The 17925-nt window shown below is 69.3% G+C and carries 9 protein-coding genes; 3 read left to right on the forward strand and 6 right to left on the reverse strand.

The features are described from left to right. Window positions 1-173: 173 nt before the first annotated feature. Window positions 174-764, forward strand: a complete 591-nt coding sequence (locus tag LQZ85_RS05705; RefSeq protein ID WP_056278129.1) for a hypothetical protein — start codon at window positions 174-176, stop codon at window positions 762-764. Window positions 765-914: 150 nt separating this feature from the next. On the opposite strand, the gene LQZ85_RS05710 is transcribed toward LQZ85_RS05705, so the two are convergent. Continuing rightward, on the reverse strand, window positions 915-3809 hold the full coding sequence (locus LQZ85_RS05710; RefSeq protein ID WP_053095604.1) for a UPF0182 family protein: 2895 nt from the start codon (window positions 3807-3809) through the stop codon (window positions 915-917). A 46-nt stretch (window positions 3810-3855) separates the two neighbouring features. Further along, window positions 3856-4950: a PDZ domain-containing protein gene (locus LQZ85_RS05715; RefSeq protein WP_230100654.1), complete on the reverse strand. Its 1095-nt coding sequence runs from the start codon at window positions 4948-4950 to the stop codon at window positions 3856-3858. Window positions 4951-5067: 117 nt separating this feature from the next. Here LQZ85_RS05715 and LQZ85_RS05720 point away from each other — a divergent pair, with 117 nt between their 5' ends. After that, window positions 5068-6474 (forward strand): zinc-dependent metalloprotease, encoded by a 1407-nt coding sequence (locus LQZ85_RS05720; protein WP_053095602.1) that lies wholly within the window; start codon window positions 5068-5070, stop codon window positions 6472-6474. Window positions 6475-7263: 789 nt separating this feature from the next. Here LQZ85_RS05720 and LQZ85_RS05725 read toward each other — a convergent pair. Beyond that, window positions 7264-8985, reverse strand: a complete 1722-nt coding sequence (locus LQZ85_RS05725) for an ATP-dependent helicase (RefSeq protein ID WP_230100655.1) — start codon at window positions 8983-8985, stop codon at window positions 7264-7266. Continuing rightward, complete coding sequence (gene nudC / locus LQZ85_RS05730) at window positions 8982-9881, reverse strand: NAD(+) diphosphatase (RefSeq protein WP_230100656.1); 900 nt, start codon at window positions 9879-9881, stop codon at window positions 8982-8984. The genes LQZ85_RS05725 and nudC overlap by 4 nt, the downstream gene beginning before the upstream one ends. A 64-nt stretch (window positions 9882-9945) precedes the next feature. Between nudC and LQZ85_RS05735 the strand changes: the two genes are divergently transcribed. Beyond that, a complete protein-coding gene (locus LQZ85_RS05735; protein WP_230100657.1) occupies window positions 9946-11295 on the forward strand; it encodes a phosphotransferase in 1350 nt (449 codons plus the stop codon). Here LQZ85_RS05735 and LQZ85_RS05740 read toward each other — a convergent pair. Together LQZ85_RS05740 and LQZ85_RS05745 are read right to left on the reverse strand one after the other, a co-directional pair. After that, window positions 11241-14720: an ATP-dependent DNA helicase gene (locus LQZ85_RS05740; protein WP_082586549.1), complete on the reverse strand. Its 3480-nt coding sequence runs from the start codon at window positions 14718-14720 to the stop codon at window positions 11241-11243. The genes LQZ85_RS05735 and LQZ85_RS05740 overlap by 55 nt on opposite strands. Next, window positions 14684-17917, reverse strand: coding sequence for an ATP-dependent DNA helicase (locus LQZ85_RS05745; protein WP_230100658.1), 3234 nt, complete (start codon window positions 17915-17917; stop codon window positions 14684-14686). The genes LQZ85_RS05740 and LQZ85_RS05745 overlap by 37 nt, the downstream gene beginning before the upstream one ends. Window positions 17918-17925 lie beyond the last annotated feature (8 nt).

Here is a 17925-nt window from a genome sequence, read left to right on the forward strand (position 1 = left end):
CTCTCGACGCGTCGGGACGGCTCCACCGAGAGACTAATCGATTCCCGGACTCCTTCGCTCGCGACAGGACGACACCCGCATCGCCCGCGGATCCACTCGTTAGACTGTCCCACCGAACGGCGCGACCGTCGACGGCGGCGCGGTCGGTGGAAACAATGACCCGGAGGTCCATCATGACGCAGACTCCCGACAGCGCCGCGCGGAAACGTCCCGCGCTCGCATCAGGCTCATCGCGGCGCGCGATCGTCAGCCTCTGGATCGGCGCCGTGGCTCTGCTGATCTCCGTCGCATTGATCGTGCTCCTCGTGCCCGTACCGGCCCTGCTCCCGGTCGCAGCAGCCGCCGCGCTGCTGGCGATCGTCGCTCTCCTGCTGGGCGGTCGAGCGAGACGCTCCGCGGTCGCTCGCACGGGAACGGCGGCCGTCGTCGTCGCAGCGGTCGCCCTCATGGTCGATCTCATTCTCGTCGTCGTGATGGCAGTCGGCGTCCTCGCCGGCAACGGCCTCAACCACGTCGAGGTGCGCGCCACGGGCGGACCCACATTCACGGTCTCCTTCGCCGATGACACACAGGCGTACGACGAGGAGTGGGCCTCCAGCGGCTGGAAGCAGTACACGACGACCGGCGATTCGGCGGAGATCGTCGTCACCGCCCCGGACGACGACACGGACTCGACCGTGAGCTGTCAGATTCTGTGGAACGACGAGCTGGTCGTCGAGCAGAGCGGCACGGGCTCCGTGACCTGCCGCTACGACGCGGACTGACCGACCGGACTGATCGGCGCGGACGGATCGCGGCGGCGTCAGCGGACTGCTCGTCGCGCCCGTCGCCTGCCTCCGCGGGCGTCGGCAGAAACGGACGATGCCGCCCCTCGCGAACGAGGGACGGCATCGTGTGCAGACGGGGCCGGGGTGTTACTCCCCCGAGGCGGCTTCCAGTCCGAGCAGCGTGTTCACGGCATCCGTGAGGCGCTTGTCGGCCTCGGCGAACTTGGTCAGGTCGCCTGCCTTCAATGCGGCCTCTCGGTCGGTCAGCGCCTGCTGCGCGGCTGCAAGAGCCTCGGCCTCGGCGTCGGTCGGCACCGTCGGCTCGGTCGGGACCTCACCGGTGTCCGGGTCGGGCTCGGTCGGCTCGACCTCATCGTCTCCACCGGTCGCACCGGCATCACCGCCGAAGAGGGTGTCGAGCGCGGCGGTCAGCGTGTCTTCGAACGCGACCTTGTCGCCGAAGGCCACGAGTACCTTCTGCAGACGCGGCAGCTTGGTGCCCTCCGAGGACTGCACGTACACCGGCTGCACGTAGAGCAGACCGCCGCCCACGGGCAGAGTGAGGAGGTTTCCGTACAGCACCTCGGACTCGCCCTGCTGCAGCAGGTTGAGCTGCGGCACCACAGCCGTGTCCGAGTTGTAGGTGTTCTGCACCTGGCCGGGGCCCGGCACGGTCGTATCGGTGTCGATCTCGAGCATCCGAAGCTGGCCGTAGCCCTCCGCCTTCACGCCGGCCTCCGATCCGGCATCCGAGTCGACCGCGAGATAGCCCATCAGCACGTCGCGGTTGCTGCCGCCCTGCGCCGAAGGAATGAACGTCGAGAACATCGAGAAGCGCGGGGAATCCTGACCCGGCATCTGCATCGTCAGGTAGTACGGCGGCTGCAGGACCTGCTCGCTGCGCGGGTCGTTCGGCGTCTGCCAGCGGTTGTCCTGCTGCGCGAAGGAGCCGGCGGTGTCGATGTGGTAGGTGCCGAGGATGTCGCGCTGCACCTTGAACAGGTCGGTCGGGTAACGGACGTGGCTCATCAGATCGGCCGACATGTCGCTCACGGGCTTGAGCGTCGACGGGTAGATGTTCTGCCAGGTCTGCAGCACGGGATCCTGGTCGTCCCATGCGTACAGGGTGACCGAACCGTCGTAGGCGTCGACCGTGGCCTTGACCGAGTTGCGGATGTAGTTGATCTCGTCGATCGCGAGCGTCGGCGACGGGAGGTTCGAGTCGGCGATCGCATCCGACAGGCTCACGTTCGTCGAGTAGGGGTAGGTCGAGCTCGTGGTGTATCCGTCGACGATCCAGACGATCCTGCCGTCCACGACGCTCGGGTACGGGTCGCTGTCGAGCTCGAGGTACGGGGCGACCTTCTGCACGCGCGTCTTGGGATCGCGGTCGTACAGGATCTGCGAGTCGTCGTTCACGAGGTTCGAGAACAGGATCTGCTCCGACTGGAACTTCAGCGCGTACAGCAGCTTCGTGAAGCTGCTCCCGATCTTCGGTCCGCCGTCGCCCTCGAACGTCGTCTTGGTCTCGCTGGCGCCGTCCTTGCCTCGCGGATAGTCGATCTCGACAGGATCGGTTCCGTCGGGAGAGCCGACGATCGAGTACTCCGGCGAGTTCTCGCCGAAGTACACGCGCGGCTCGAACTCCTCCTGCTGGGTGAGGAAGCCGTCGGACGGGATGCCACGCTCGAGGAAGACCGGCTCGCCGTCGGGCGTGCGCTGGTTGCCCGCTGCGACGACCAAGCCGTAGCCGTGCGTGTAGACAGCGGCGCGGTTGTTCCAGTTCGTGACGTCGACGCCGTTCATGTCGAGGTCGCGGACGGAGACGACCGTGTCCTGCATCTCCCCGCCGATCTCGTAGCGGTCGACGTCGAGCTTCTCCTGGAACTGGTAGTAGCCGCGGTACTGCTCGAGCTGTCGCACGGCGGGGCTGATCACGTTGGGGTCGACGATGCGGATCGATGCGGTGGTCTCGGCGTCTTCACGCAGCTGGCCGGCCTCGGCATCGGTCTCGGCTTCGAACGGGGTGGTCTCGAGGTCGGCGACCCCGTACGCCTCCTTGGTGCCGTCGATGTTCCGCTGGTAGAACTCCGCCTGGTAGGCGTTCTGGTTCGGCCGGACCTGGAACGTGGTGACGGCCCACGGGAATCCGACGCCGACGACGAGCGAGGCGACGATGAGCAGCGCGGTCGCGGCGAGAGGGAACCGCCAGCGGCCGATGACGGCCGTGACGAAGAAGAGGATGGCGACGAGCGCGGCGATGATCGCGAGGATCGCGAGGCCGGGGATCGTGGCGTTGACGCCCGTGTAGGCCGGGCCGACGATGCGGTCGTCCTGTGCGACGAGGGTCTTGTAGCGGTCGAGCCACAGACTCGCCGCCTGAACCAGAAGGTACAGACCCGCGATCACAGCGAGCTGGATGCGTGCGGGCTTCGAGATGCGCAGCTCGCCCTGACCGATGCGGACCGACCCGTAGAGGTACGACACCAGCGCGGTGACGATGAGGGTGAGCAGCAGGACCGCAGACACGAAAGCAAGCAGGATCGAGTAGAACGGCATCGCGAACATGTAGAAGCCGGTGTCGACGCCGAACTGCGGGTCGGTGGCGTCGGTCGCGACGCCGTTGGCCCAGAGCCAGACGGTCTTCCACTGGCTGGCCGCCGAGAAGCCGGCGAAGAGGCCGAAGAAGATCGGCATGCCCCACATCGCGAGGCGGCGGAGCGGCTCGATGACCTCCTGGTACCTGTCGAGCTGCGAGCTGAGCCGCACGTAAACGGGGCGCAGTCGGTACGCGAGCTGGATGGCGACGAACAGCGGCACGGCCATGCCGAGGAATCCGACGACGAACATCACCGCCGTGGCGAACCATTGGGTGGTGAGCACTCCCGCGAAGCCCACCTGGTCGAACCAGAGGAATTCGGTGTAGAGCGACGCGAAGACGAAGAAGGCGGCGATCAGCGCGGCGATGATCGCCAGCGAGATACCGAAGATTCTTCGCGAGGTTCGGGGAGTGGCCGGGTTCGGTGCAGAAGTCGAGGTCACCCTCCCATCCTAGGCACGCCTTACTGTGCTGCGGCTGTCATACCTGTCACGGGGAGGTCACGACGTCGCAGGTCGGGAGCGATCCCACGTCGCCGCCGTTCGCGATCACCTCGAGCGCGTCGAGCGATTCCTCCAGCGTCGAGGTGCTGATCACGGACAGTCCGTCCGGCACGTGGCCGGTGACCTCGTCGCAGTTCGTCGACGGAGCGAGGAAGTACTCCGCCCCCGCATCACGGGCACCGTAGAGCTTCTGACGGATGCCGCCGATCGGCCCGACCGTCCCATCGGCCTCGATCGTGCCGGTGCCGGCGACGTTCTCGCCGCCGTTCAACTCCCCTTCGGTGAGGGTGTCGATGATGCCGAGCGCGAACATCATCCCGGCGCTGGGTCCACCGACGTTGTCGAGCTGGAGCGTCACATCGATCTCGAAATCGTAGTCCGTGCGCAACGTGACACCGATCAGCCACGTCGTCACGTCACCGTCGGTCTGCTCGACGGGCGTCACCTCGACCACCTGTTCCTCGCCGGAGCGCTGCACGGTGAGCGAGACCGGCGCGCCCTCCCCATCCTGGATCGCCTGACGCAGCTGCTTCGCGGAGGTCACCGCGGCGCCGTCCACGGCGGTGATGACGTCCTCCGCCTCGAGCGCTCCCTCGGCCGGTGCATCCTCGACGACCTCCTGGACGACGACCTCGGCTCCGGTGTCGTAGCCCAGCTCGTTGAGCGCTGCCGCGGTCGCCTCGTGCTGCGAGTCCACCATGAGTGTCGCGTTGCGTTCGTCGCGCTGCTCCGTCGTGACCCCCTCGGGGAACACGGAGTCGAGAGGCACCACCGCTCGTGAGGAGTCCATCCACGCGAGAGCGAGCTCGAACCAGCTCGGGGTGCGCTCACGGTTTCCGACGACCTGCACGGTCGTGAGGTCGAGAGTCCCTCCGGTCTCGAACGTCTCGGCGCCGTCGACCTGGATGAGCGGAACCTGCTCGCCGTCGGCTCCTGCCGCGGTGCCGAGGGTGTCGTAGACCGGGCCCGGGCGCTGGATCACGTAAGGCGTCGGGAGGAAGGTCAGCACGACGAGCGCGATCAACGCGACGACCAGCGCCCAGACTCCCAGTCCGAGCTTGACAGACCGGGTTCGATCCACAGGGTTCCTCCGTCGTTCGCGGGCGGCGTACAGCGATCTGCCCGCTTCGGGGTCTCGCGGCCGATCCTGTGACTAGCGTAGATGCCACGGCTTTAGGCGTGCTGAGAGGCGAGCGACATGTCAGACAACGACCCCACCCCCGAGGACTTCCAAGAGTTCCTCCGACGCATGATGTCCGGCCAGGGTGCCGGAGACATCGACCCCGAGGCGCTGCAGAACGCCTTCGCGGGCATGGATGGGATCCAGATCGACCCGGCGATGATGCAGACGATCATGTCGCAGCTGCAGGGTGCGTTCGGCGGCGATCCCTGGGAGAACGCGCTGCGGCAGGCGCTGCACATCGCCAACCGCGACGGTCTCGGCATCACCGACGGCTCGCGAACCTCGCTCGTCGACTCCTTCGCCCTCGCGGACCTCTGGCTCGGCGAGGCGACCACGATCTCCGAACTCGGCGAGTCGCCGAAGGCCATGACGCGCGGCGAATGGGTCGAAGCGACCCTGCCCGTGTGGAAGGAGATCGCCGGCCCCGTGTCGACGAGCATCGCCGATGCGCTCACCAGCGCGCTCGACACGCAGGTGCCCGAAGAGATGCGCGACGTCGTGCAGGGCGCGGGCAAGCTCATGCGCGGTCTCGGCGGCTCGGTCTTCGCGGCGCAGTTCGGCCAGGTTCTCGGCAACCTCGCACTCGAAGTGGTGTCGGGCGGAGACGTCGGCATCCCGGTGCTTCCGGCCGGCACTGCCGCTGTCATCCCCCAGAACCTGACAGCATTCGGCGAGGGTCTCGAGATCCCCGAAGACCAGATCACCCTCTATCTCGCGACCCGCGAACTCGCATACGCCCGGCTGTATCGCCACTCGAAGTGGCTGCACCTGCACGTCATGGCGCAGATCACCGATTTCGCCCGCGGGGTCACGGTCGACGTGGATGCACTCGAGGACGTCGCAAGCCGCCTCGACCCGTCCAACCCCGAAGAGCTCCGCGCGGCCATCGAAGGCGGAGCGCTGCTTCCCACGCAGACCGACGCGCAGCGCGAGGCGCTGGCCCGACTCGAGAACCTCGTCGCGACGATCGACGGCTGGGTCGACGTCGTGACCGCGCAGGCCACCTCGCGTCTTCCCGACGGTGCCCGCATCGCCGAAGCCGCTCGCCGCCGCCGCGCGGTGGGCGGTCCCGCCGAGGACGCACTCGGCGCTCTCGTCGGACTCAAGCTGCGGCCCCGTCGTCTGCGCGAGGCATCGGCCATGTGGCAGGCGGTGACAGACGCCGTGGGCATCGCCGGGCGCGACTCCCTGTGGGACTACCCCGACCTCATGCCGACGTCGGACGACATCGACGACCCGTCGGCGCTCGTGGCGCGACTGCAGGCGAGCGCGCGGGGAGAGCAGCCGGTCGCCGATGAGTTCGACGAGGCGCTGGCACGTCTGCTGGATGGCGACGACTTCTCGCGAGAGCAGCCGGAGACGCCCGAAGGCGAGCAGGACACCGACGGTGACGACGGCCCGGGGGGCGACCGACCCGTGTGACCGACGGGGTGGCAGAGGCGCGAGGACTTTTCCACGGATGCCCGCGACTCCCCCACCGGGAGCCCGGCTTTGCGCAGAATCGAGGGATGTCTCCTCTGACACCCAAGACCATCACTCGCCTGGATCCCGCGGTTCCGCTGCTCTGGCGCGACGGTGAGACCCTGCAGATCGGCATCGAGGGGACGCTGCGCATCGCCGCCTCGGAGCCGTGGGTCGAGCGTCTGATCGCTCGGATGGCCGCCGGATTCCGGCGCGGGGGCTTCGATGTCGTGGCACATGCCGCCGGCGCCCCGCGCGCAGAGGCGCGGATGCTCCTGTCGCGGCTCGAGCCGCTGCTCGTCGACGATTCTCCCGCTCCCCCGGCTGCGTGGGTGGAGAGCATCGACGTCGCCGACGCGCGATGCGAGTTCCGCATGCGCGAGGCGCTCCTCGACGAGGGCATCGCCGTCGGCGAGCGGGAGAATCCCCGCGACATCGGCATCGTGCTGGTCGAAGGTGCGGCGGCCGCGCTGCACTTCGCACGCTACCTTCGCGACGACACCTCGCACCTGCCGGTCGCGCTCGAGCGAGGACGGATCACGGTCGGACCCCTGGTGGTGCCCGGCGAATCGGCCTGCCTGACCTGCCGGGACGAGCATGAACGCGAGCGCGACGATGCCTGGCCCCGCATGCACGCCCAACTCATCGGGCGCGGCGCGGGTCCGATCAGTGCCGCGCGGATCACGGAGGCGGCGATGCTCGTCGCGCGGCTGCTCGCAGAGAGCGCGGCCCCGGGCTCGTTCGTCGAGGTCAGCGGCGAGGGGCGCCGCGACTGGCGCTCGGTGACGTTTCACGAAGAATGCCGGTGCCGCGAGCAGTCGTTCCCATCTCTGCCAGGAACCGCGACGGGGCGCGTTCCCTGCGTCCCGCTGAGCGCGACCACGACAGCGAGAGAGTACGCGCGGCCCGCGTGACGCCGACGTAAGCGAGGCGGCGCTCTTCGTCGATCGCCTCGAAGCCGGTGGCGTAGGAGATCGGAAGTGCGCCCTCCGCCCACCCCGCGAGGTAGACATGCGGCCATTCGAGACCCTTGGCGGCGTGCAACGTCGACAGAGTCACGGTGCGCATGGTGGGCTCGTGCTGGTCCTTCGCGCGCGCCATGAGCGCGTCGCTGAAGGTGCGCAGGGTCTCATCGGGTCCGGCGTCTTCGGCGAGACGCAGAATCGCCCGCCGAGCCTCCCAGCCGTCGCGCTGAGCTCCCCCGGCCGCCGGTGGCTCGTCGGAGAGACCGAGCTCGCGGAGGACCCTCTGGACCCCGGGCAGGAAACCGTGCTCGGTCGGCGCGACCGCGGCGGCCCGCAGGGCCAGGATCGCCTGTCGCACCTCGGGCATCGCGAAGAACCGGGTTCCACCCAGCACCGATGTCGCGATGCCCTCGGCGGCGAGCGCCTGCTGCAGCACCGCGGACTGCGCATGAGCCCGGTAGAGCACGGCGATCTCTGAGGGCGACGCCCCTGACTCGATCCGCGCTGCCACGGCGGCGGCGATCCCCTCTGCCTCGTCGCGCTCGGAGTCGTACGCCGTGACCGTGGGCGAATCCGCGTTGAACGTCTCTCTCGCCGGGACGAGTTCGAGGGCACCCGGCCGCCCCTTCATCAGGGCGTTCGCCGCTTCGAGGATCGGGGCCTGCGAACGGTAGTTGGTCTCGAGTCGCACGACCGTGGCATCGGGATGCCGCCGCTCGAACTCGAGGAGGAATCGCTGTTCGGCGCCGGCGAACGAGTAGATGGTCTGACTCGCGTCACCGACGACGCAGATGTCCTTGCGATCGCCCAGCCAGAGTTCGAGCAGGCGATTCTGGAGCGGAGAGACGTCCTGGTACTCGTCGACCGTGAAATGCCGATACTGCTCGTGCACGGACGCTGCGACGCGAGGTTCGGCCTCGAGCATCCCGGCGCAGGCCAGCAGCACGTCCTCGAAATCGAGTTGGCGCCGCTCGTCCTTCAGCGCCTCATAGCGCTGCTGCAGTTCGACGAACTGAGCGGAGTCGACGCCGCTCAACGTGCGGCCGAGCGACGCGTGCTGTTCGATCGACAACATCGACACCTTGCGCCATTCGATCTCCGAGGCGAGGTCGCGAAGCGTCGCGGTGCTCGGCCGCAGTCGCATCGCGTCGGCAGCCTGGCCGAGCAGCCTCACCTTGTTGTCGATGATCGACGGAGCGGGTGATCCGGCCAGTGTGGGCCAGAAGAAGTTCAGCTGGGCGAGGGCGGCGGCGTGGAATGTCCGCGCGGCCACGCCCTCGACGCCGAGCGCGCGCAGACGACCCCTGAGCTCGCCCGCCGCCTTGGCCGTGAAGGTCACCGCCATGACGCGCGACGGCGAGTATGCACCGGTGTCGACGCCATGGGCGATCCGGTGGGTGATCACTCGGGTCTTCCCGGTTCCCGCACCTGCGAGCACGGCGACAGGACCGCGCAGCACGGATGCCGCCTCCCGCTGTCGATCGTCGAGGGCTTCGAGCGCGCTCACGCGCGCTCCTCGAACCAGTCGAGGATCAGTGCGCGGGCGATGGACGCGGGTCCCGGGAGGCCGACGGGTCCGTCACCGGCGAGAGCGGACCCGATCTCGTCACGGGTGAACCAGCGGACGTCGATGATCTCCTCCCCGTCGGGCCGCAGCTCGTGCTCATCCAGAGCGACGGCGCGGAAGCCGAGCATGAGCGAGCGAGGGAAGGGCCACGGCTGAGACGAGACGTAACGCAGCGAGGCCAGCCGAACGCCGGATTCCTCCTCGAGCTCACGATGCACGGTCGACTCCAACGACTCGCCCGCCTCGGTGAATCCGGCGAAGCAGGAGTACATCCGGCCGCCCCAGTTGGCGTTCGCCCCGAGCAGGAGCCGTTCGCCGTCAGAGCTCTCCACCGCGACGATGACGGCAGGGTCCGTCCGAGGGAACTGCTCACGACCGCAGACGAGGCAGCGGCGCGACCATCCGGCCTGGCGCAGCTCCGTCCCTCCGCCGCATCGGGGGCAGAACGGTGCGTCCCGCAGCCAGCCTCCCAGCGCGAGCGCCTCGATGAGCAGCTCCGTGTCACCCGAGCCGAGACGCGCGCCGAGGTCGCGGAGTCCCAGCCACACCTCGTCGGGTGCGGTGTCGACGGTGTCGCCCTCGGGCTGCAGAACGGCGAGAAGCACGGCGGTACCGTCACCTTCGCGCCCGAGGAGCGCCCAGGTCGCATCGACGATCTCGGCGGCGGGAACCCGCAGCAGCGTGGCCGATTCGAGGTCGGCGCCCGAGATGCGCACGCGGCCGTCTCGTACGGCGATGACCCGCGTCGCCTCGTCGGCGCGCAGACGATCGAGGACTCCGGGTTCGACCCGCAGATCCGCTGCGCGATCGAGGGATGTGCTGCTGCCGGCGATCATCGTCTCCCTCTCTCACGGGCGTGGCGGAAGCTGGACCACCCCCACGTCCACCTACCCTGGAGGCATGGGACGCTCTCCATTCACTCTAGCCGCGGCGGTGACTGCCGCACTGCCCGGCGCCGAGGTGATCGGGGCGCGCACGCTCAGCGCCGACGGTGACGGACGCTTCGACTCCGCGGTCGCCACTCTCGCAGACGGGCGCGAGCTCGCGATCCGTGTCGCCGATGACGATGAGACCTCGCGCGAGCTGGCCGCCGAGGCCCTCGCGCTGCGCGCTCTGACAGCCGGCGCGCGGGCGATGCTCCCCTTCCGAGCCCCCGAATACATCGGCGAGACCCGACTCGCAGACGCACACGCGCTCGTGACGGAGCTGCTGCCCGGATTCCAGATCGAGGCGGCGATGGTGCCGGCCGGCCGTGGCGCCGCCGAATCGATGGGTGCGGCGATCGCGGCAGTGCACTCCCTGCCCACCTCCGTCGTGAGAGGCGCCGGATTGACGACGCGGTCTGCGCAGGAGAGCCGCGACGAACTCGCTCGACTGATCGACTCCGCGGCATCGACCGGGCGCGTTCCCGCGCGGCTCACCGTGCGATGGCGCGACGCCGTCGCCGATGACGATCTCTGGCGGTTCGAATCGACGGTCGTGCTGGGCGGCGTGCAGTCGACCTCCTTCATCTTCCGGGACGACCCGGATCTCGGTCCCGAGGTCACCGGACTCATCGGGTGGCATTCGCTCTCCGTCGGAGATCCGGCGATCGATCTGTCGTGGCTGTCCACCGCCCCTGATGCGGCGCACGACGTCCATGCCGCGTACGCTCGGGCCGCCGACCGCGGGCCGGACGGCGCTCTCGAGGTGCGCGCACGCCTGCTCGCCGAGCTCGAATTCGCCCGATGGCTCGTCCACGGCGACTCCTTGCACCGACCCGACATCGTCGACGACGCCGCCGCCCTTCTCGAGGCACTCGCCGAAGGATTGCACAGCGACGATCTCGGCGTGATCGCGTCGCGCAACGAGGGCGTCGAGTCCGCCCTGGACGCGCTCGACAGAGTGCCGGCACGCGCCTCGGCGGGGGCCGACACGTCGATGCAGACCGACGCGTACAACCCGAACGAGCTGTGGCGCGACGACGAGGCCGACGGTCCCGATGGCGATGCCGACGATCAGGCGACGAGCGATCTCAGCGACGCCGCCGCGGACGCCGCTCGTCGTCTCGAGGTCGGTGGCCTCGAGACGGAAGATCTTTCAGGCGTGCGCAGGCACACCGCGCAGGAGCCCGCCGCGGAGCGACGCCCGGTCGATGACCCGGCGCGGACTGAGCGAGCGGACGGCTCAGACGAGGGATTGCCGGAGGACGAGGCTCAGCGGGCCGCCCGAGCAGCGCTCCAGCGCTGGAAGAGCTCCGACTCGGAGTAGACGCGGTCACCGCGGATGACGAGGTCGTCCGCGACGTAGTACAGCGCCACGTCGATCTCCTCCAGGGGCACTCCGAAACGACGGTGGTAGGCGAGACGGTAGAGCGCGAGCTGCAGCATCCGCTCCTCCCGTTCCCGAGGTGTGCGTGGGGCCTTGCCCGTCTTCCAGTCGACGATCTCGATGCGCCCGCCGCGATCCTCGCGTCGATAGACCGCGTCGAGTTTGCAGATGACGATATGGCGTTCGTCACCCGGCACAGCGCCACCCAGCGCGAAGTCGATCTCGATCTCGACCGCGATGGGCTTGAGCGCTCCCCACTCGCTGGCCTCGAAGATCGACTGCAGGGTCTCGAGGTCGGCGGCGTCGGCGGACGAGACCTCCGCTCCGCCGACGGTCTCGACGAACGAGAGATCATCCTCGTCGACCTCCCACAGCGCCTCGTCGACGCGCTGACCGACGCCGACGAGTTCGCTCCGCCGCTCGACCCATGCGTGGAACAGCGTGCCCAGCCGGGTCTGCCGATACGGCCGCTCAGGCATCGGACGGACGATGGAAGACACGGTGCCGGTGAAATCGGTGACGTAGTCCTTGAAGCGGGAGGCCGGCACCCGGGTGGGCGGTGATGCGTCGGTGCCACGCAATCGGGCGGCGCGCTCGGCGAGCAGACGCGCCAGTTCGGGAGCGGCCTCCGGCTCCCCGTCGGCTGCCGCGCGCACGGCGGCGGCGGCTGCCTCGACGACCCCACGCCGAGCGCCGAGCGGGTCGAGAGGCCAGGTGAGCGTTGCGCCGGGGCCGTCGTAGGGGTTCTCGTCCGGATCCACGGGCTCGATCGGAGCGATTCCGAGAATCTCCATCGCCTCGGTCAGATAGGGGCTCGGCTTCTTCGGCTGCTTCTGCCCCGCCCAGTGGGCCCCGGTCAGAAGCAGATGACTGCGCGCCCTGGTGACGGCGACGTAGGCGAGTCGACGCTCCTCCTCCTGCTGATACTCGCGGTAGGCGTCCTTGAAGACCGTGATCGCGCCCGGCGCTGTCTTGCTCCTGCTGGTCAGCGATGCGATACCTGCCTTCAGCCGCTTCGCCGCATCGAGCTCTTCGTCCGAGGGCGCTATCCAACTGAAGGTCGGCAGGGCCGCGCTGTCGCCTCGCAGAGCGAACGGCAGCACTCCGAAGCCGAACCATCCTGAGGTGTCCGTCGGGCGCGACGGCAGTTCGCCCTCGACCATGCGGACGACGGCGACCGCATCCCACTCCAACCCCTTGGATCCGTGGATCGTCAGAAGCTGGACGACCCCGGGTTCGGGCGGCTCGGGCCGCGGCACCAGCTCGTCTGTGCTCTCGGCCTTCTCCAACCAGGCGAGGAGACTCGAGATGGTCCCCCGTTCGTCTGCGGCGAGGAACGACCGAACCTCGTCGGTGAATGCGCGCAGCTGCGTCGCCGCGATACGCGCCGGCCCTCTGGTCTCGTTCGCTGCGAGCTCGATGTCCAAACGCAGCTCGAGCTCGATCAGCCTCAGCAGATCGGGAAGCGGAAGCGACGACGCCCGTCGGAGGCGTTCGAGCATCTCGCCCGCGGCACGGATGCGAGAACGCCCGTCCGGCGTGATCCCGGCGAGAAGGCGGTAGTCGTCGCTGAGACCGCGGAGCACGTCGACGGCGTCGATGATCGACAGCGCCTCGTCCGCCCCCCGTGACGCGCGGATGCGTTTGCGGAGCTCGTCGTCCAGCGGCAGCAGCCCGCTGTCCCGACGGGAGAGCTCCGCCGCGAGCTGCTGCAACGCCGCCATGTCGGCGACACCGACGGAGAATCGAGGACCGACGAGGAGCCTGATCAACGCAGAGCCCGCCGTCGGATCGTGCAGCACGCGCAGCGTCGACACGACATCGACGACCTCGGGGGTCGCCAGGAGTCCCCCGAGCCCCAGGATGCGGTGCGGAATCCCTTCTGCGGCAAGGGCCGCCGCGAACGTCTGCATGTGCCGCTTCGACCGGAACAGCACCGCTCCGGTATGCGGCTTCGCGAGGTCGTCGTGCTCCGCGCGACGCGCCGCGAACCATTCGGCGACCGCGCGAGCCTCGTCATCGACGGTGAGCGGGAAGCTCATCTCGACCGCTCCGGGGCCGGCGCCGGGACGAGACTCGAGCGGTGGCACATCCAATCCGGGCCTGCGCAGCGGACCGAGGATGCGGTTGGCGACACCGAGGATGCTCCGGTCGTTGCGCCAGCTCGTCATCAGACTGTAGTTGCCGACGCTCTCGTGTTCGGAGAAGGTGCGCGCGAAGGCATGCAGATTGTCCGCGCTGGCGCCTCGCCATCCGTAGATCGACTGGTGCGGATCCCCGACCGCCATCACCGCGGTGTCGCGGAAGAGTCGGGCGAGGAACTGCGTCTGGATCACCGAGGTGTCCTGGTATTCGTCCAGCAGCACCACCTGATGCTGCTGCCGCAGGTCCTCGCGCACGTCGGGAGACGACTCCACGATGTCGTAGGCGCCGCTGACCTGGTCGGCGAAGTCCAGCACTCCGCGGCGCTCCTTCTCGGCGATGTAATCGCGCACCAGGACGGACAGAGCGGGAAGAGCGCGCAGGTTCGCAGCCGCGGTCGCGACCTCCGCGTTGCTGAGGTACGGCTCGAACGCCTCGGCCTGGCGCAGCGCGATGCGATCGGCGCGGTCGAGATCGACCCGGTGATCGAGCGAGTCGCCGGCCAATCTCTGAACCGCGTCGACCACCCCCGCCACCGACCGGTCGATCTCCTCCAGCTCCGGCAGGTCGGCGCGCAGCACCACGTCGCGCACGAGCATCCAGGATGCGGCCTGGCTGAGCATGGCGACGTCGGAGTCGCGGCCGATGCGCGCCGCGTGCTCGCGCACGATGCCATCCGCGAACGCGTTGTAGGTCGAGACCTTCGGACGGATCAACAGATCCTCGGCCGAACGGGGGGTCGAGACCGCCCCGGTGCCGAAACGTGCGGCGAGCTCGTCGAGCACCTGCGATCGGACGACCTCGCGCTGTCTGGCGTTCGCGGCTCTCGACACGCGATCGAGGGCACCGCTCGCCACGATCTCGGGCAGGTGCGGCAGCAGTCCTCGTCTCCCGTATTCGTCGATGAGCGCCAGACGGACGCCGATGCGCTCCGCGAGCTCACCCGCGGCCTTCCGCGTGAAGGTCAGGCCGAGGATCTGATCGCGTCGCACATGCCCGTTCGCGACCAGCCAGACGACGCGGCCGGCCATCGTCTCGGTCTTTCCGCTGCCCGCGCCCGCGACCACCAAAGCCGGCGCCGGTGGCGACTCGATCACCCGCTGCTGAGCCTCCGTCGGTGCGGGGAGACCGAGCGCGGCGGCGACGTCCAGAGCGGAGATCCCGTTCCCCGCTCCCGTCCACGCCGTCACGCGCTCACCGCGGCGACGGTGTGGATGCGGCATGGCTGGACTCGCCATTGCGTATCCGCGCAGTGAGTCTCGACATGGGCCGTGAAGCTCGCCGCCGACATCCCTCGGGCGGCTTCCGCGATCCGCCCGAGGAACTGGACACGCTCTTCACCGGCGAGGGTGTGCTGGTGCGCCACGCGGAAATCGCTGCCGGCCAGGGTCTTGGCGACCAGGACCAGGCGCGCGCCGGCGAGGGCCGCAGGATCCGCTCCCGCCACGAGTCCTTCCTGCACCGCCACCTGGTATGCGGCGAGCTGGGCGTGGTCAGCCACCTTCTGCTCGCTCTCCGGCTCGTACTTGCCGGTCTTCAAGTCCACGACCACGACGCGCTCCCCGCTCTGCGCATCGGCCATGCGCGTCCACTTCTGTCCCCGCGCCTTCGCATGCTCTCCACCACCCGCGGTGTACGCCTCGACCCGGTCGATGAAGCCGTGCACGATCGCATGGTGCGGATGGGGGTCGCCGTCGACGCTCGCCGCACGCACGCCCGGCGCGATGCCCTCCTGCTCGGGCACCTCGACCGCGAACCGGAACTCCACCTCGCCGGCGATCACTCGACCGCCTTCGTCCGACACGTCCGACAGGTAGCTGTGCAGTCGATCGATGTACAGATCGGCGCGGTGCCTCTCCTTGCGACCTATCCAGGCCGTCTCGAAATCGAGCTCCGGCCAATGCTCGGCCAGGACGTCACGCAGACGGTCCAGTTCGCCGTCGGGCACCTGCTCCATCGCCTCGTGGATGATCGTGCCGATTCCGGCCGACGGCGGCATCACGGTGTCGCCGCCCAGGGCGGACACCGCCCAGTTCAGCTCGCACTCCTCGAAGGACTCCATCCGCGACGGCGAGACCCGGGCGGCGTCGACGGCGAGGTCGTGCAGCGGTGCATCGGTCGTCGGCGGCGTCACTCCGTACCACTCGTCCGGATCGGCACCCGGCACTCCCTCCCGCGCGAGCACCGCCAGCTGGGCGGAGGCGTGGTCTCGGGCGGCACGGACGCTCGAGGTCGTCAGTACCCGACGATGACGCGCGACGAGACCGCGCAGCGTGAGCGGGTGCTCGGCCGAGGCATGCAGCTCGGGCGGGTCGGGCGGCGGGAGGAAGCCGAAGAACGCACTGGGTGTCATGTCGTCGTCATCGACCGCGGTGATGAGGAGTCTGCTCCGCGAACGAGAGATGGCGCGGACGAACAGCCGCAGCTCATCGTGCAGAGCGGCGCGGCGCCTGTCGAGTGCCTCGGGCGGGTGCTCGGCGGTTCCGGTGCGGGATGCGAGCAGTGCGTCGGCGAGACGCCAGGACTGGAGCATCCCGCCGCGCAGCCGCACATTCGGCCAGATTCCGTCCTGCACTCCGGCCACCACGACCGCGTCGAACTCCGTTCCGAGTGCGGTCGCCGGTGTGAGCAGGGTCACACGGCCCGGCCGGTCGGGACTCGAGAGGGAGTCTTCGGGCACCTCGCTGTCGAGGATGTCGCGCACGAAGACCTCCGGCTTCTCGTTCGGGGTGCGCTCGACGAATCGCTTGGCCGCACCGAACAGGGAGACGAGCGCATCGAGGGCTCGCGCCGTCTCCGCGCCGCTGGTCTGCAACGACATCTCACGCCAGGCGATCTGGAGCTTGCGCCCGTCGACCGCTCTGGCCTGGTCCCAGACCCGCCACAGGAGATCGTGGATCGTCTCGCCGTCGGCAGCCGCGGCGGCCACATCTGCGATCGTCGCGGCGAAGCGCGCGGCCAGGCGCGATTCCTGGGCGTCGATGAGCGTGAAGTGGTCGGGCGATGCCAGCGCCTGGCGCAGCAGTTCCCGTGCGGGCGTCGAGCCCCCCAGGTCGAGCTCGATATGGCGCAGACGAGCGCGAAGGCGTCGGAGCCCGATCGCATCCATGCCTCCGAAGGGAGTGCGGAGCGCCTCCTCCCAGTCCTGGGGAGTCCGCTCCTCGGCCGGCGTGAGGGCCAGGCGCACGATGCCGACGATGTCGCGCACGATCGGCTCGGAGCCGAGAGGACGTTGCACGCCCGCGGCTCTCGTCGGGATCTCCCGCGCGGCGAGCTCTGCGTCGAGCTGCGTGACCTGCCTGGTGTCGTGTGCGATGACCGCGATGCGATCCCACGGGACGTCATCCACGAGATGCCATTCGCGCATGACACCCGCGATGCGGTCGAGCTCTTCATGCGGTGACGGGGCGATGAAGGTGCTCACGTCGCCGGGGGCGCCCGGGCTGTGCGCGGCGACGGGCTCGGGCGCGCGCCTGTGGTCGACGCGACCCGACACGCCGATCGCCTGCGTGACGGTGCGGGTCAGCGCGGTGAGCGCCGGCGCCTGACGATGAGGGACATCGAGCACGTGGACCTCGCCCAGCGCCGTGGCGAGGTGCGCGAACAACTCGGGGCTCGCGCCGCGGAAAGCTCCGGAGGAGATGTCAGGATCACCGAAGGCGAGCACTGCCGTGCCTCGCGCACGGAGCGCCTCGACCACCGCGATGCCACCGCGCGTCAGCTCCTGCGCGTCGTCGATGAGCACCACCCTGAGGTCGGCGAGAGGGCCGAGGGCACTCGGCTCCGCGGTGCGCAGGATCGTGCACGCCTCGGCGAGCAGGTCTGCCGCGTCGCGGTGGGATGCCCGTGCCAGGTCGAGCACGGCGCGGTATTCGACGAGGAACTCGGCGACGGACGACCAGGCGGGGACATCGGACGTGCGCAGCTCGTCGGGCTGCGCCCCCAGTTCGACGCATTCCGCGAGGAAGGCACGGAGCTCGGAGCGGAACCCCTTGGAGGCGCGTACGGCGGGGCTCAGCGCCTGCGGCCAGTCGATGCGCTCGTCCTCCGCATCGCCGGCGAGGAGCTCGGCGATCAGGCGGTCCTGGTCTGCGCCGGTCAGCAGAGCCGGTGGCTCCGCCCCTTCGCGGACCATCGCTCCGCGCACCACCTGGAATGCGAACGACCCGAGCGACCTGGCCAGCGGCCCGGGAGTGGCCTGACCGATCCTGACCCCGATGCGGTCCCGCAGCGCGGTCGCCGCCTGCCTGCTGGGAGTGAGGACGAGGACCTGCTCCGGACGCATCCCCGCTGTGTCGAGCAGATGGACGACGCGCTCGGTGAGAGTGCGGGTCTTGCCTGTGCCGGGCGCCCCGATGATGACACCGGATGCCGAGGCGTCTGCACCGATCACGGCGTTCTGCGCGGCATCCTCTGTCATGTCCTCCA

This window comes from Microbacterium sp. Bi98 (assembly GCF_918698045.1).
Taxonomy (GTDB): Bacteria; Actinomycetota; Actinomycetes; order Actinomycetales; family Microbacteriaceae; genus Microbacterium.